Annotated in this window: 17 protein-coding genes; 14 read left to right on the forward strand and 3 right to left on the reverse strand. The window is 56.6% G+C overall.

Going from position 1 to position 15,719, the window contains the following annotated elements; all coding sequences use genetic code 11:
• The first annotated feature begins 5 nt into the window (after nt 1-5).
• The 13 genes from AAC632_RS06005 (at nt 6) to mnmH (ending at nt 11,674) form a co-directional block, all read left to right on the forward strand.
• Entirely contained in the window at nt 6-1,010 is a 1,005-nt protein-coding gene (locus tag AAC632_RS06005; RefSeq protein WP_340297641.1) for an ABC transporter ATP-binding protein, read from the forward strand.
• The gene (locus AAC632_RS06010; RefSeq protein WP_340261633.1) at nt 1,007-1,780 is read left to right on the forward strand and encodes an L-iditol 2-dehydrogenase; all 774 of its coding nucleotides are present in this window, start codon (nt 1,007-1,009) and stop codon (nt 1,778-1,780) included. The genes AAC632_RS06005 and AAC632_RS06010 overlap by 4 nt, the downstream gene beginning before the upstream one ends.
• Complete coding sequence (locus AAC632_RS06015; RefSeq protein WP_340297639.1) at nt 1,780-3,267, forward strand: mannitol dehydrogenase family protein; 1,488 nt, start codon at nt 1,780-1,782, stop codon at nt 3,265-3,267. The genes AAC632_RS06010 and AAC632_RS06015 overlap by 1 nt, the downstream gene beginning before the upstream one ends.
• A gap of 70 nt (nt 3,268-3,337) precedes the next feature.
• Nucleotides 3,338-3,751, forward strand: coding sequence for a VOC family protein (locus AAC632_RS06020; protein ID WP_317656331.1), 414 nt, complete (start codon nt 3,338-3,340; stop codon nt 3,749-3,751).
• The gene (locus tag AAC632_RS06025) at nt 3,748-4,188 is read left to right on the forward strand and encodes a YqaA family protein (RefSeq protein ID WP_317656329.1); all 441 of its coding nucleotides are present in this window, start codon (nt 3,748-3,750) and stop codon (nt 4,186-4,188) included. The genes AAC632_RS06020 and AAC632_RS06025 overlap by 4 nt, the downstream gene beginning before the upstream one ends.
• 71 nt (nt 4,189-4,259) lie before the next feature.
• A complete protein-coding gene (locus tag AAC632_RS06030; RefSeq protein ID WP_340261629.1) occupies nt 4,260-4,388 on the forward strand; it encodes a hypothetical protein in 129 nt (42 codons plus the stop codon).
• 322 nt (nt 4,389-4,710) lie between these two features.
• Complete coding sequence (locus AAC632_RS06035) at nt 4,711-5,064, forward strand: hypothetical protein (protein WP_340297636.1); 354 nt, start codon at nt 4,711-4,713, stop codon at nt 5,062-5,064.
• Nucleotides 5,065-5,258: 194 nt separating this feature from the next.
• The gene (locus AAC632_RS06040; RefSeq protein WP_445322649.1) at nt 5,259-6,329 is read left to right on the forward strand and encodes a TRAP transporter substrate-binding protein; all 1,071 of its coding nucleotides are present in this window, start codon (nt 5,259-5,261) and stop codon (nt 6,327-6,329) included.
• A 27-nt stretch (nt 6,330-6,356) separates the two neighbouring features.
• Nucleotides 6,357-6,902 (forward strand): TRAP transporter small permease, encoded by a 546-nt coding sequence (locus AAC632_RS06045; RefSeq protein WP_340297634.1) that lies wholly within the window; start codon nt 6,357-6,359, stop codon nt 6,900-6,902.
• Nucleotides 6,895-8,388, forward strand: a complete 1,494-nt coding sequence (locus AAC632_RS06050; RefSeq protein WP_340297631.1) for a TRAP transporter large permease — start codon at nt 6,895-6,897, stop codon at nt 8,386-8,388. The genes AAC632_RS06045 and AAC632_RS06050 overlap by 8 nt, the downstream gene beginning before the upstream one ends.
• Before the next feature lie 71 nt (nt 8,389-8,459).
• Nucleotides 8,460-9,344, forward strand: coding sequence for an NAD(P)-dependent oxidoreductase (locus AAC632_RS06055; RefSeq protein ID WP_340297629.1), 885 nt, complete (start codon nt 8,460-8,462; stop codon nt 9,342-9,344).
• A 3-nt stretch (nt 9,345-9,347) separates the two neighbouring features.
• Complete coding sequence (locus AAC632_RS06060; protein ID WP_340297627.1) at nt 9,348-10,634, forward strand: glycerate kinase type-2 family protein; 1,287 nt, start codon at nt 9,348-9,350, stop codon at nt 10,632-10,634.
• On the forward strand, nt 10,631-11,674 hold the full coding sequence (gene mnmH, locus AAC632_RS06065; RefSeq protein ID WP_340297625.1) for a tRNA 2-selenouridine(34) synthase MnmH: 1,044 nt from the start codon (nt 10,631-10,633) through the stop codon (nt 11,672-11,674). Before AAC632_RS06060 ends, mnmH begins: the two co-directional genes overlap by 4 nt.
• Here the strand turns inward: mnmH and AAC632_RS06070 are convergent.
• Nucleotides 11,671-12,309, reverse strand: a complete 639-nt coding sequence (locus AAC632_RS06070; RefSeq protein ID WP_340297623.1) for a GcrA family cell cycle regulator — start codon at nt 12,307-12,309, stop codon at nt 11,671-11,673. The genes mnmH and AAC632_RS06070 overlap by 4 nt on opposite strands.
• Nucleotides 12,310-12,575: 266 nt before the next feature.
• On the opposite strand from AAC632_RS06070, the gene AAC632_RS06075 reads away from it, so the two are divergent.
• Entirely contained in the window at nt 12,576-13,373 is a 798-nt protein-coding gene (locus AAC632_RS06075; protein ID WP_340297621.1) for an ABC transporter permease, read from the forward strand.
• On the opposite strand, the gene argF is transcribed toward AAC632_RS06075, so the two are convergent.
• On the reverse strand, nt 13,370-14,296 hold the full coding sequence (gene argF, locus AAC632_RS06080) for an ornithine carbamoyltransferase (RefSeq protein ID WP_340297620.1): 927 nt from the start codon (nt 14,294-14,296) through the stop codon (nt 13,370-13,372). The genes AAC632_RS06075 and argF overlap by 4 nt on opposite strands.
• A 27-nt stretch (nt 14,297-14,323) precedes the next feature.
• On the reverse strand, nt 14,324-15,502 hold the full coding sequence (locus AAC632_RS06085) for an aspartate aminotransferase family protein (protein WP_340297618.1): 1,179 nt from the start codon (nt 15,500-15,502) through the stop codon (nt 14,324-14,326).
• Between the last annotated feature and the right edge of the window lie 217 nt (nt 15,503-15,719).

Below are 15,719 nucleotides of genomic sequence, written 5' to 3' on the forward strand. Positions count from 1 at the left end.
CGGAAATGGGACAGATCACATTAAACAAAGTGTCCAAGAAATTCGGGGATGTCGAAGTTATTCCGCCGCTGGATTTGGACATTAATGATGGCGAGTTTGTCGTCTTTGTCGGCCCATCAGGCTGCGGGAAATCCACGCTTTTGCGTTTGATCGCAGGGCTTGAGGATGTCAGCGATGGCGCGGTGATGATTGACGGGGTGAATGCAACTGACATTGCCCCAGCCAAGCGCGGTCTGGCGATGGTGTTCCAGTCTTACGCGCTTTATCCGCATATGTCGGTGCGCAAGAATATCGCGTTTCCGCTGCGTATGGCGGGGCTGAGCAAATCGGAACAAGACGCCCGTGTTGCGCAAGCGGCAGAGGTTTTGAATCTAACGGATTATCTCGACCGTAGGCCAGGGCAATTATCGGGTGGTCAGCGTCAGCGCGTGGCCATTGGCCGTGCCATCGTGCGCGAGCCTGCCGCATTCTTGTTTGACGAGCCTTTGTCAAACCTAGATGCGGCGCTGCGGGTTGGGATGCGCCTTGAGATCAGCGAATTGCACAAGCGCCTGAAGACCACGATGATCTATGTGACCCATGATCAGGTCGAAGCGATGACCATGGCCGATAAGATCGTGGTCTTGCGTGCAGGCGTTATCGAACAGGTGGGAAGCCCTTTGGAGCTGTATCAGCGCCCTTGCAACACCTTTGTCGCAGGCTTTATCGGATCACCCAAGATGAACCTGTTAGGCGGTGATCTGGCTACACCTTATGGCGCCCATACGATTGGCATCCGCCCCGAGCATTTGGAAATTTCCACAAGCAAAGGCACATGGTCAGGGCAGGTTGGTGTGTCTGAACATTTGGGGTCTGACACGTTTTTGCACGTTCAAATCGAGGGCCATGCCGAACCGATCACCGTGCGGATCTCGGGTGAGATGGACGTAGGTTACGGCGCGACTGTGCATTTGACGCCAAACCCTGATCACATCCACCGCTTTGATGCAAAGGGGCTCCGCCAGTCATGACACGGCTTGTTGGGAAAAAGGCGCTGATCACGGGGGCTGCGCGCGGCATCGGATACGCGTTTGCGCAGCGCTACATTGCAGAAGGCGCAGAGGTTGCAATTGGCGACATTAACATCACCCGCGCCCGAGAGGCGGCAGCGGCGCTTGGCCCCAAGGCGTGCGCGGTTGAAATGGATGTGACAGACCAAGCCAGTATCGAGGCTGCCGTGGATGAGGTTGAAGCCAACCTTGGGGGGATTGATATCTTGATCAACAATGCGGCTCTTTTCACCGCTGCCCCCATTGTCGAAATCACGCGCGCCGATTTTGACAAGGTCTTTGCGATCAACGTGGCGGGCGTTCTGTTTACCATGCAGGCTGTCGCCAAGAAAATGATTGCCCGCGGGCAGGGGGGCAAGATTATCAATATGGCCAGCCAAGCAGGGCGGCGCGGTGAGGCCTTGGTGGGGGTCTACTGTGCCTCTAAGGCGGCTGTGATCAGTCTGACCCAATCCGCAGGGCTGAACCTCATTTCCCATGGGATCAATGTGAATGCGATCGCGCCTGGTGTGGTAGATGGCGAGCATTGGGACGGGGTGGATGCGTTTTTTGCAAAATATGAGGGCAAGCCGCTTGGCCAGAAAAAGCGCGAAGTCGGCGAAGCCGTGCCTTTCGGGCGCATGGGGCAAGCTGAAGATTTAACAGGCATGGCCGTGTTTCTGGCAAGCGCGGATGCCGATTACATCGTGGCCCAGACATATAATGTCGATGGCGGGAATTGGATGAGCTGATGCGAGACGTGCCCATGATTGCCCTTAGCCAAGATAACCTTTCAAGCCTGCCTTCAAAGATTGCGCGGCCCAGTTATGATCGAAGCGCGCTTTCGGCAGGAATTGTTCATATTGGTCTTGGGAATTTCCACCGTGCGCACCAATCGTGGTATTTGCATCGCCTGATGGAGCAGGGTCTGGCGCATGATTGGGCGATTATCGGTGCAGGCGTGCGCCCTTACGATGACGTGCAGCGTCAAAAAATGCTGGCACAGGATTGTCTCACGACATTGATAAAGCTTGATCCCGAAGGTGTCTCTGCCGAAGTGGTCGGGTCGATGATTGATTACATCCCTGTGGTTGAGGGTAATGGCCCGTTGATCGCGCGCATGGCTGAGGCGGATATTCGGATTGTCGCCCTGACTGTGACCGAAGGTGGCTATTATATCGACCCTGTTACGCTCGGGTTTGATGAGGCGCATCCTGATATTGTGCATGATGTGGCCCATCCTGACCAGCCGCGCACGGCCTTTGGCGCGATTGTTGCGGCCTTGCGGCTGCGCCGTGCCAAGGGGCAGGGGCCAATCACGTTGCAATCTTGCGATAACCTACAGGGCAATGGCGCGGTTCTGCGTCAGACGATTGTGTCGCTTGCGCGTCTGATGGATGCTGATTTGGCCGATTGGATCAACACCGCCTGCAGCTTTCCCAATTCGATGGTCGATTGCATCGTCCCTGCGACAGGGCCGAATGAATTGGCCTTGGTCGAGGATTTTGGACTGCATGATCAAGTGCCCGTCACCCACGAGGCCTTTCGCCAATGGGTGATCGAAGATGATTTTTGTGCGGGCCGCCCCGATTGGGATTTGGCCGGTGCGACCTTCTCGGATCACGTTCACGCGTTCGAGGCGATGAAAATTCGCATTCTAAACGGCGGACATCAGGTGTTGGCCAATGCAGGTGAGGTTCTGTCACTTGCCACAATCTCTGCTGCGATGGGTGATGCGGATGTTGCGCCCTTTTTTGCAAAAGTAGTGCGCGAGGAAATCGCGCCCCATGTGCAGCCCGTGCCAGATATGACCCCCGCCGATTATGTGACGCTGATTGAACGGCGCTTTGGCAATGAGATGATTGTGGACACAACGCGCCGCGTGGCGTTTGATGGCTCGTCCCGTCATCCAGGTTTTGTGCTGCCTTCGTTGCGCGATGGTTTGGAAAAGGGCAGCTCAATTTCAGGGCTCGCTTTGGTCGAGGCCGCATGGGCGCGCATGTGTGCCGCCACCCGCGAAGATGGAACAGTGATTGAAGCGAATGACCCTAATTGGTCTGATTTGCATCAGACGGCGCTTGTCGCAAAATCTGATCCAATGGCATGGCTTTCTATGTCGCGGATCTATGGTGATCTGGCCGATGATCCGCGCTTTGCGACAGCATTTTGCGATTGGTTGACTTTGATTTGGTCGCAAGGGTTGCGCGCTGCTTTGCGCGCCTATGTGGCGGCGGATTAAGCCCTTGGCATTTGTAGGGTCTTTGCGCCTATAGTCGGGGCACATATCTTCGACAACAAAGGCCCGCAGCATGAAGCTAGAATTTCACCATATCAATTTCGTCTCCGAAGATGTGGATCGGTTGCACGCGTTCTACACGGGTGTTTTGGGGTTGGACGACATCCCAATCCAATCTTTCCCGCGCCCTGAGGCAACTTCGCAAAGCGGGTATGATGGTAAAATTCGTTTTGCCACGGATGGGCAGATGCAGATGCATCTTGCCACAAAGGATTTGTCTGTCGCCTTTCGCAATGGCGAGGTGATCAACCCTGTCGAACGCGGGCATATTGCCTTTCGCACAGATGACATTGCAGCCTTTATGGCGCTGCTTGACCAACATAACATTCCTTATTCCGATTACGGCACTGCCTTTGCGAAAGAATGGCATCAGGTCTTTTTCCATGATCCCGAGGGCAATGTGATCGAGGTGCACCAAGCTGTATGATGGGGGGTCTGTGGCTTCTCTTTGGGGCGGCTTTCCTTGCGGCAAGCCTAATCCCCGCGCAATCTGAGGCGGTCTTGGTTGGTCTAATCCTTGGCCAGACCTATCCCGTCTGGCTGTTGGTCTTGGTCGCTGGGATTGGCAATGTTTTGGGCTCTTGTGTTAATTGGGGTTTGGGGCGCGTGGCTGAAACACAAGCCGATAAACGCTGGTTTCCGATATCCCGCGCGAATTTGGCCCGCGCGCAAGACCGCTATCAGCGTTGGGGTTGGATCAGCCTTTTGGCCTCATGGGTGCCAATTATCGGTGATCCGATTACGCTTGCCGCAGGGGTGATGCGCGAGCCTCTTTGGCGGTTTGTATTGGTTGTCAGCATCGCCAAATTTGGTCGATATATCGTTTTGGCGACCACTGTTTTGGGTGCTGTGCATTTCTTTTGAGATTGGGGGTTTCCAGCGGGCATTCTCTCTCTATCTCCCCCCTCACACAGATCAAAGCCGAGGAAAAAATAATGAGTGATTGTGGATGCGGACGTTCGCCAACGGGTAAATGTGTGGGTTGGCATAATCTGACCGAAGAAGAATATCTCGAAAAGAAAGATGCTTGGCAAAAGCGTCAGGCCGAAAAAGACGCCAAGTGATCCGCGCGGCACTCAAACGGTTTGGGGGTTGAGAAAGAGACTGATCTGCGTGCCACTTTGAGCATGGGCGTTATTTAAGCGCGCAATCAAGGACATCGAACGAAAAAGACGGGGCGCGTGACGGCGTATGGGGTGGGAAAGTCGCCCCATACGCCGTTTTCGTTTTGATGGTTAAAAGCGGAAATTAGGCAAATCAAAAAAATTATCATTTTGATCTTTTATGATAGGTAGTAATTTTATAGGCTCGTCTTAAGCAGCGCTGCCCATTTAGTAGTTTGGGGCGGCGTTTTGGTTTCGTATGTTAGTTGGTGAGGGTAGTTTGATGTCAAAGCAGATGGCGCTGGTCGATCTTAATCAATTGGCCGAAACAAGCCGATTTCCAGTTTTGAAAGGTTTCATGCGTTCGCCAGCGCATTGGGAATTGCTGTGCAATATCTATGTCCTAGATGGCGATGAAACCTATGGCATCAACGACTATATCGACATGTGCAAAACGGGCAGTGTGACCCGATTGACGCTCTCCAATTTTCTGCGCGCGCAAATTTCGAATGGCGCCTTGGAGGTGCAATTTGGTGCCAAGAAAAGCCGCAAAACCCTGACCTTGTCCAACAGCCTGAAGGCAGAGGTCGAGAACTATTTTGCGCTGCGCACTCGCTTGATGAAAGAGCAAGCCTAAGCCAAAACGCGCCCTGAACTGCGCCGCAAGTCGCCTTTGGTACGCGCAGTGTCGCAGCATTGAGGGCGCAGATTGGCGAAATAGGTCTTTCACATGCCCCATGGCAGGGTTTATCAGCGTGATAGCAAACGCAATTGGCCGTGCCTATCTTGCGGATATGAACCTTGGGCTATCATTTTGGGGGATGGTTGGTGATGACCTCTTTTTCAGGACTTTCAAATAAACTCACTGGGTTGATACGGCGCAGCTTGATAGCGGCGGCCGTTGGCTTTGCTGCGCTCCCCTCTATGTCTCATGCGCAAGAGGTGACGTTACGACTTCACCAATTCTTGCCCGCACAATCCGTTGTGCCTGCGCAGATTTTGGATGTCTGGGCCGATAATGTCGAAGCGGCCTCTGGCGGTCGGATTGAGATTGAACGCTATCCATCTATGCAGCTTGGCGGCACGCCGCCTGAATTGATTGACCAACTCCGCGATGGTGTGGCGGATATTATTTGGACTGTGGTGGGCTATACGCCCGGCCGCTTCCCCACCACTGAGGTTTTTGAGCTGCCCTTCATGGTCGAAGATGCGGCAGCGGCCTCATACGCCTATTGGACGATGTTCGAGCGGCACATGGCGCAAGGTGAATTCGCCGATTACCATGTTTTGGGGACTTGGGTGCATGGCCCGGGCGTGTTCCACGCCAATGCGCCCATTTCAGTGCCCAGTGACCTTGAGGGGATGAAAATCCGTGGTGGCTCGCGACTTGTGAACCAACTGCTAGAGCAATTGGGGGCCGAACCAGTTGGTATGCCTGCTCCCGCTGTTCCCGAGGCTCTTTCGCGCGGCGTGATTGATGGTGCGACCTTCCCGTGGGAGGTTACATCCTCTATGCGCGTGGCTGATTTGATCTCTTATCACACCGAATTCGAAGGGCCTGCCGTCTATAACCTCACCTTTGTTATGGCGATGAATAAGGATGTTTACGCGGGGCTGCCCGATGATCTGAAGGCGGTCATTGACGCAAATTCAGGGCTAGAGTTCTCCGTTTTTGCGGGACGCACACAGCAAGCCGCAGATGCGCCTGCACGCGATATTGCCGTGGATTTGGGAAATGAAATCATCACGATCCCAGAGGCGGATGCAGCCCAATGGCGCGATCTTGCCGCGCCTGTATACGAGGCATGGGTGGCCGATATGGCGGCGCAGGGGCGTGATGGCGCGGCTCTGATTGATGAGGCGCGCGCCTTGATGGCCGAATATGAGGCCGCAAACCCCTAAGCCTAAGTGGAAGGGGATATGCGCCCCATGTTGGACAGGTTCTTTCATCGCGTGGCGATTGTAATGGCCCTCGCGGGGGGCATTGTTTTATGCGCTGTGATTGTGATGGTGGGCCTGTCCGTTTTTGGGCGCGCCTCCAGCGACCTTGCTCATGGCCTGCGTGATAGTCTGCCTTTCGCACAAGCGCTGATTGATCTGGGCCTTGGGGCTATTCGTGGTGATTTTGAATTGGTCGAAGCGGCCCTAGGATTTGTCATTTTCGCCTTCATGCCCCTTGCGTCTTTGCAGCGGGCGCATGCACGGGTTGACCTTTTGACCCCCTATCTGCCCCGCAGCGTAAAGAGGGGAAGTAATCACTTGAGCGCATGGGGATTTGCCACGGCATTTGCCGTCATGGCGGCCATGTTGTCAGTGGGAACATGGTCAAAATATCAATCAGGTCAGACCTCGTTCATCCTCGCCATTCCCGTATGGATGCCGCAAGCGGCGGCTGTCATTGCGGCTTGGGTGGCGACCATAGTCGCGCTCTATCTAGCGATGCGCCAATTTGGGCAAGGGTCGCAAGATGAGTGATCTTTGGATCGGCATCCTGTCTTTTCCGACCTTGCTTGCGCTGATTTTTCTGCGCATCCCGATTGGGTTGGCAATGTTTGGGGTTGGCTTTTTGGGCCTGTCTGCCGTACAGGGGGACGCCAGTTTGGCCTTAGGGCGACTGCGCAGTGAAAGCTACACGACATTCTCAAATTATGCGCTCTCCATCATCCCGATGTTTCTATTGATGGGCCATTTCGCCACTTTGGGTGGAATGAGCCGTGCGCTTTTTGATGCGGCGGCCTCTTTCTTAGGGCATCGGCGGGGTGGGGTGGCGATGGCTGCGATTGGGGCCTGTGCGGGCTTTGGGGCCATTTGCGGCTCCTCCCTGGCCACAGCGGCCACGATGGGGCGGGTTGCCTTGCCCGAACTGCGCGTCAAGGGCTATTCGGGGGGGCTTGCCACCGCCACATTGGCGGCAGGGGGCACCTTGGGCATTTTGATCCCCCCCTCCATCGTTTTGGTGATTTATGCGATCCTGACGGAACAAAATATCGCTAAGCTTTTCGCCGCCGCGCTGATCCCTGGGGTTTTGGCAGCCCTTGGGTATATGGCGGCCATTGCGATTTATATGCGCCGCCACCCTCAGGAAGGCAGGCTGAGCCCGCGTGCCCCTTGGGCGATGCGCGCGCGGGCTTTGCGCGCAACTTGGCCTGTGTTGGCGGTGTTTTTGGTGGTGGTGGGCGGCATTTATGGGGGTATTTTCACCCCCACCGAGGGCGCTGCAATCGGCGCGCTTGGGGCGGGTGGTGTGGCTTGGGCGCAGGGCGGTTTGACGCGCGAAACCCTCGCGCAAAGCCTGCTGCAAACGGCAAGTTCGACCGCGATGATATTTTTCATCATTTTAGGCGCTGCCTATTTCAATGGGTTTCTTGCCCTCACCCAAGTGCCGCAAGGCTTGGCCGAATGGGTTGGGGGGCTGGGATGGAACCCCTATGTGATCCTCTTGCTGATCTTGTGCCTTTACCTGCTGTTTGGCTGCGTCATGGACAGCTTGTCGATGATCCTTCTCACGATACCGATTTTTTTCCCTGTCATCTTATCCCTTGATTTTGGCCTGTTGGATCTCACTGCGCTACAGCTTGAGGCTGTGGCCGAGGTTCTGCGCGGTGATCTCTCTGGCTTTGCAGCGGATCAATTGACCGAGGCGCGGGCCGCCTTGGAGGCAGGCCTCCCCCTTGCCCAAGATACGGCGCGGGCATTGGGGATCAATTTGACAGAGGCGCGTGTCGCGCGGATGGAGGTAGAATTGGTGGCTATTTGGTTCGGCATCCTTGTGCTGATTGTGGTGGAAACAGGGTTGATTACGCCACCTGTTGGGATGAACCTCTTTGTGATTTCCGCAATGGATCGCGACACGCCTGTCTCGGCCACCTATCGGGCGGTTCTTTATTTTGTCACCAGTGATCTGTTGCGCGTGGCCTTATTGGTGGCCTTTCCTGCGATCACTTTGATCTGGCTGATCTAAGCCTTGCTCGTGCCGCGCTGCGGGCTAGGATAGCAGAAATCTGAAAAACTTCGGCAGGGAGAGAGACAGCAATGGCAAAACTTGCATTTTTGGGCTTGGGCGTGATGGGCTATCCGATGGCGGGCCATCTGCAAAAAGCGGGTCACGATGTGACAGTCTATAACCGCACCACCGCCAAGGCAGAGAAATGGGCGGCGGAGTATGGGGGCGGCTTCGCCACCACCCCGCGCGCTGCCGCCGAGGGCGCGGATGTGGTTTTGTCTTGCGTGGGCAATGACGATGATTTGCGGGCCGTTGTGCTTGGGGATAAGGGCGCTTTGGCAGGTATGGCCAAGGGCGCGCTTTACGTGGATCACACGACAGTTTCCGCGATTGTCACGCGTGAGCTTGGCGCAACCGCAGCCGCATCTGGTGTGGGTTGGGTTGATGCCCCCGTCTCAGGGGGGCAGGCAGGCGCAGAAAATGGACAACTTGCCATCATGTGCGGTGGTGCGGATGCCGATTTCGCCCGTGCAGAGAGCATTGTTGCCGCCTATTCCAAGGCGACAGTCCATTTCGGGGAATTGGGCAATGGCCAAATCACCAAAATGATCAATCAAGTCTGTATCGCAGGCGCCATTCAAGCCGTTTCTGAAGGGCTGTTCTTCGCGATGCAGGCAGGTCTTGATGCGAAAAAAGTGGCCGCCCTTGTGTCGCAAGGGGCGGGCGGGTCATGGCAATTGGCCAATCGCGCCGAGACAATGGTGGACAATAAGTTCAATCACGGCTTTGCGGTGGATTGGATGCGCAAAGACCTCGCCATTGCCTTGGGGCAGGCCAAGGAATTGGGCATTTCACTGCCTGTGACCGCCATGGTGGATCAATATTACGGCGATGTGCAGGCTTTGGGGGGCGGGCGTTGGGATACGTCTAGCCTGATCCAACGCTTCCGCAAATTGCATGATATGGATATCTAACGCATGGAACAGTCGGCGGCCCCCACGGATCTTGAGGGGTTTTTGCGGGATATCTTTGACGCGGCGATTGCCGCCGTTGATCCGCGCACAATTCTTGCTCCCTATTTGCCTCGGCGCCCAAAGGGCCGCGTGGTGGTTATGGGGGCGGGGAAGGCCACAGCGCGGATGGCGCAGGCGGTTGAGGCCGCATGGGGGCCATGCGAGGGGCTGATTGCCGTGCCCCATGGCGCAAGCCTGCCTTTGCAGGGGATCGAGGTGGTGGAAACCGCCCACCCCGTGCCTGACGCGGCCAGTGAAGCCACGGCGGTGCGTCTGCTTGAACTGGCGCAAGGCTTAGGCGCGGATGATCTTGCGCTGTTTCTCATCTCTGGTGGGGGATCGGCGCTTTTGGCCGCCCCTGCCCAAGGGGTTAGTCTTGCTGATAAGCAAGCGGTGCATCGCGCGCTTTTGCGCTCGGGCGCGTCCATTTCGCAAATGAATATTTTGCGAAAGCACCTCTCTGCGATCAAAGGCGGCCATTTGGCTGTGGCGGCCCATCCCGCGCAGGTGGTGACCCTCTTGATCTCGGATGTGCCAGGCGATGACCCCGCGATTATTGCATCGGGGCCGACTGTCCCCGACCCGTCAACCATAGATGAGGCGCGCGCCATTGTGGGGCGTTACGCCCTTGATCTGCCGCCAAGCGTATCGGCGCGCCTTGGGTCAGGGCAGGGCACGCCGTCCGCGGATCACCCTGTATTCGGGGCCGCACAGACCCATATGATTGCAACGCCCATGGCGTCGTTACGCGCCGCGCAGTCGCGTGCGAAGGCGCTTTGGTCTGATCTGAGCGTGGTGATCTTGGGTGACGCTTTGGAGGGGGAAGCGCGCGATTTGGGCCAAGCCATGGCAGGGATCACGCAATCCATCTTGCGTCACGGTGCACCATTTTCGGCGCCTGTGTTGCTTTTGTCGGGCGGGGAAACCACCGTCACCATTGGGCAGGCCAAGCCTGGGCGGGGTGGCCGCAATTCCGAGTTTCTTTTGTCCTTTGCCACCCATGCGCCCCAAGGGGTTTATGCTTTGGCCTGTGATACGGATGGGATAGATGGGGCAGGCACCAATGCAGGCGCGATCTGGTCTCCGCGCGTGGCCCGCCAAGGCGCAGAACTCGATAAACGCGCCTTTCTTGCGGCCCATGATGCATTGCAGTTTTTTGAGATGGCAGATGGTGTTGTCACCACTGGCCCAACCCATACCAACGTGAATGATTTTCGGGCCATCCTGATCCCTGCGGATGCTGCGCTATGATTGCCCTTGATGGCCTGAATTTTAAGGCCCTTGCCGACTTTGACGCGATTTTGGATGTGCGCAGCCCATCTGAATTTGCAGAAGATCATATGCCCAATGCCATCAGTTGCCCCGTGCTGTCCGATGAGGAGCGCGCGCGGGTTGGCACGGTTTACAAACAAGACAGCCCCTTTGCCGCGCGCAAGATCGGGGCGGCCTTAGTTGCGCGGAACGCGGCGTATCACATTGAAACCCAACTGTCCCATCATGACGGCGCATGGCGTCCCTTGGTTTATTGTTGGCGTGGGGGGCAGAGATCCAATTCTTTCGCAACCATATTGCGCCAAATCGGATGGCGGGCAGAAGTGGTTGAGGGCGGCTATCGCGCCTATCGCAGATTGATCGTGGCACGGCTTTACGAACAGCCTTTGGGGCTGCGGATCATTCGCCTTGATGGCAATACGGGCAGCGCCAAGACGGAAATCTTGAACCGCCTTGATGCGCGCGAGGTGCAGGTGTTGGATCTTGAAGGCATGGCGCGCCACCGCGGTTCGAGCTTGGGTCAAATGGCAGGGGTGCAGCCGAGCCAAAAAGCATATGAATCTGCGATTGCCGCAAAACTGGGTCGCTTTGACCCGTCCCGCCCCGTTCTGGTTGAGGCAGAGTCTGCGCGCATCGGCATGTTGCGCATACCGCCCATGCTGTGGGTCGCGATGCGCGACAGCCCGCGTATCATGCTAGATATCAGCCCTGCTGCCCGCGCCACCTATCTGGCCAAAGCCTATGCAGATTTAACCGCAGATCAGGCGGAATTTGCCGCGCGACTTGAGCATTTGCGCGGGCTGCAAAGCAACGAACGCCTTGATCAGTGGCAAGATATGATCCGCCAAGGGGCGTGGCCTGATTTGGCGCTTGAGTTGATCAAGCATCATTATGACCCTGCCTATGCGCGCTTGCGCAGCACAGAGGCAGAGAGGTCGCAGATGATGCGCATCACAAAAGGCAGCCTTGGCCCCGCAGAGATAGCCCAAATCGTGGATGAGATCGCAGCCGCGCTTTAACGGCGGCGGTCGCGTCTGGTGCTCATGGGTTGGAAGGCAACGCCAACATGGGCCTCGCAATAGGGTTTACCCTGTTGCACAGGCAGGCCGCAGAAATAAAAATTCTCTGTGGCGGGGTCGCCAATGGGCCATTTGCAGGTGCGCTCGGTCAATTCCATCAGGCTGATCCGCTTGGCGTGGTTTTCCACTTCTTTCACCTTGGCCAAGGCCTCTGGGCTGATTTCATTTGCCGAAGGCTGCGGCGGCAATGGTTGACCTGCGGGAACAATCGGTTTGCGCAAAGGCGTGACATTATTCGCGCGTGGCACAGGGGCTGTGGCAGGGGCTTCTGTCGCGGGCTTGGCTTCTGCTGCGGGGCGCGGCTTGGGGCTTGGTTTCGTCTCAGCGGCTGTGTCGCGCTTTGCATTGGCGCGCGCCGTTGCGGCGTTTGGCTCGGCAGGGGCCTTCGTCTCTTCGGGCGCTTTGGCCGTGCTTGCAGGGGTGGTGGTCGAGCGGTTCGACAAACCCAAGCGATGCACTTTGCCGATGACGGCGTTGCGCGTCACCCCGCCCAACTCTTTAGCGATTTGGCTTGCGGATTGCCCTTCGGCCCACATTTTCTTGAGTAGCTCTACGCGCTCATCGGTCCAGGACATCACGTCCCTCCTGCATCAGATATGGCTTTGTGGCCCTTGCGGCCCATCCTTACACAGCGCAATCGCGCCAGTCATAAAGATAGGGATATGGGCGTTTTACACCCGAAAGTGAAGCCCTATTCTAACTGTCCCACTCGCCAAGACAAGAGGCGAAGCGGTGGCGAAAGGGTCAAGGCGGCGGCTGATCTTGTCAAAGCATGGGGGGTTGAGATGCGGCAGGGGCTGCTCTACCTGTTGGGGCATCGTTAAAGGGCGGAGAGCAGGCAATGTCAGCAGAAATGGGCGCGCGCCGATTTGGTCGGATGAATTGGTTGGGTCTTTATACCTTGATCTGGCGCGAGGTGATGCGCTTTGCCACTGTGTGGAGCCAAACAATTATCGCGCCTTTGGTGACTGCCGCCTTGTTCATTGCGATTTTCTCGCTCGCCATTGGTGCAAAACGCGGGGATGTGATGGGGGTGCCGTTTGTGCATTTCATTGCGCCGGGGATATTGATGATGACAGTCATCCAAAACGCCTTTGCCAACACGTCCTCCTCCCTCGTGATTTCAAAGGTGCAGGGCAATATCGTTGATACATTGATGCCGCCCTTGAGCCCGCTTGAATTGGTTGTGGGGTATATGGCGGGCGGTATCGCGCGCGGGATTTTGGTGGCGCTTTGCACGATGGTGGTGATTTTTCCCTTCATCGGGCTTGGGGTTGCGCATCCCCTTTGGGCGCTTGTCTTTGTGATCCTTGGCGCGGGGTTTTTGGGTCTTGTCGGCGTTGTCGCGGGGATCATCGCCCAGAAATTCGACCAGATTGCCGCGATCACAAATTTCATTGTGACCCCGCTGAGCTTTCTTTCAGGCACATTCTATTCGATCGAGGGCCTGCCCAATTGGCTTTATGTGGTGAGCCACGTTAACCCAGTTTTCTATCTGATTGATGGTTTGCGCTATTCAGTCTTGGGTGTGTCGGACAGCAGCCCCGTTTTGGGGCTCGCTGTCGCAGGTGGCGCCACGGTTGCCATTGCCTTTGCGGCTTGGGCGATGTTCCGTTCAGGCTATCGCCTCAAGAGTTAAAGACCAAGACACCACCGCATCACGGCTTTTTGGGCGTGCAGGCGGTTTTCGGCCTCGTCAAAGATCACGGATTGTGGGCCATCCATCACCTCATTGGTGACCTCTTCGCCGCGATGCGCGGGCAGGCAATGCATGAATAATGCATCTTCCTTGGCCTGTGCCATCAGCGCGGCATTGATCTGATAGGGGCGCAATTGGTTGTGGCGGCGTTCCTTGGTGGTTTGGCTGTCATGCATCGACACCCATGTATCTGTCACAACCAAATCTGCCCCCCCCACGGCATGCGCAGGATCGCGCACAATTTCGATTTTTGAGCCTTTGGCGCGGGCTTCTTCGATGAAGACGCGCTCAGGATCAAGGGTTTCGGGGCCCGTAAAAGTCAGGTCAAACCCAAACTGCCCTGCGGCATGGATCATTGAGGCGCAGACATTGTTTCCGTCTCCCGACCAGACCACTTTTTTGCCTGCAATCGGCCCGCGATGTTCCTCATAGGTCAGGATATCGGCCATGATCTGACAAGGGTGGGTGCGGTTGGTCAGCCCGTTGATGACAGGCACGGTGGCATTCTCTGCCAATTCCAACAGCACATCCTCCTCGAAGGTGCGGATCATGATCAGATCAACATAGCGAGACAACACCCGCGCCGTATCTGCGATGGTTTCGCCATGGCCAAGCTGCATTTCGCTGCCAGAAAGCACCATGGATTGGCCGCCCATCTGGCGCACGCCCACATCGAAAGAAACGCGGGTGCGGGTCGAGGGTTTTTCAAAAATCAGCGCCACCATATGCCCCGCAAGCGGCTGCGCGTCATCGGCTGCCCCTTTGGGCCGGCCTGCCCGTGCTTGTTTCATCGCGGCCGCCTGATCAATCATAGCCCGTAAATCGCTTGGCGTTGTTTTATGGATATCGAGAAAATGGTTCATTGTTTTTTCTTTCATTCGCGGCAGCGATCACGCGCCTGCGTCAAGGGATTCAAGCGCATGTGACAGGCGCGACACTGCCTCTTGCGCTTCGTTTGCGGTCAAGGTGAGGGGAGGCAGGAGGCGCACCACATTATCCGCGGCAGGCACGCTGAGCATCAATTGCGTTTGCGCGGCGCGCACAAGATCAAGGTTGCTGATTTTGCACTTCAGACCGAGCATCAGACCCTTGCCGCGCACCTCCTCGAGATGGTTGGGGAATTGTGCGATCAAACCCTCCAAGCCCTGACGCAACACACCGCTGACCCGCGAGACATGATCAAAAAATCCATCTTCTAGCATGGCCTCCATAACGGCGGTGCCAACCGCACAGGCCAAAGGATTGCCGCCATAGGTTGACCCGTGGCTGCCTGCAACCATGCCGCTGCCCGCGTCTTCGGTGGCGAGAACCGCACCCAGTGGAAAACCGCCGCCAATGCCCTTGGCGACCATCATGATGTCAGGGGTTACGCCTGCCCATTCATGGGCGAACAGCCGCCCCGTGCGGCCCATGCCACATTGCACCTCATCAAAGATCAGCACCGTGCCTGTCTTGTCGCACAGATCACGCAGACCTTTTAGGCATTGCTCAGGCACGGGACGAATCCCGCCTTCGCCTTGGATGGGCTCGATGATGACGGCGCTGGTTTGATCTGTGATGGCCGCTTCAAGCGCGGCGTGGTCGCCCCATTTCAAATGCGTGAAATTTGGCATTAACGGGCCAAAGCCCTTGACCATCTTTTCAGACCCTGCCGCTGCAATTGCACCGGTTGAGCGGCCGTGAAACGCGCCCTCAAAGGCGACAATCTCGACACGATGCGCCGCGCCTTTTTCAGCATGATATTTGCGCGCCATCTTGATCGCCAACTCGGCGCTCTCGGTGCCTGAATTTGTGAAAAAGACCCGATCTGCGAATGTATGTTCGGTCAACAGATCACCAAGCCGCTCCTGTTCAGGGATCGTGTAGAGATTGGAGACGTGCCACAGTTTGTGTGCTTGGTCGCTGAGCGCCTGCACCAATTTGGGATGGGCATGACCAAGCGCGTTGACCGCAATGCCCGCCGTCATGTCCAAAAATCGGCGACCATCTGCCTCGACCAGCCAAGCGCCTTCACCCTTCACGAAGGAAAGCGGGGTACGGTTATAGGTTGGAAGAATCGAGGAAGTCATCGCTCGGAAATCCTTGTGGTTGACCGCGTCATCAGCGGTTTTGTGAAAGTCGGGATTGAACAGAGGAAAAAGCTGCTGCGCAAGGGCAGCGGGACAAAAAATGCACCAAATCCCACACCAGAAGCGGCGGGGAGGGCCAAGGCCTTAGCGTCGGCGGCGCTTTTGCGCGATAGGATGCGGTTTTGTTGTCATAGGCTGCGGCATAAAGTGTTTTCTG

Source organism: Roseobacter sp. HKCC-CH-9351, from assembly GCF_037830295.1.
Lineage (GTDB): Bacteria > Pseudomonadota > Alphaproteobacteria > Rhodobacterales > Rhodobacteraceae > M30B80.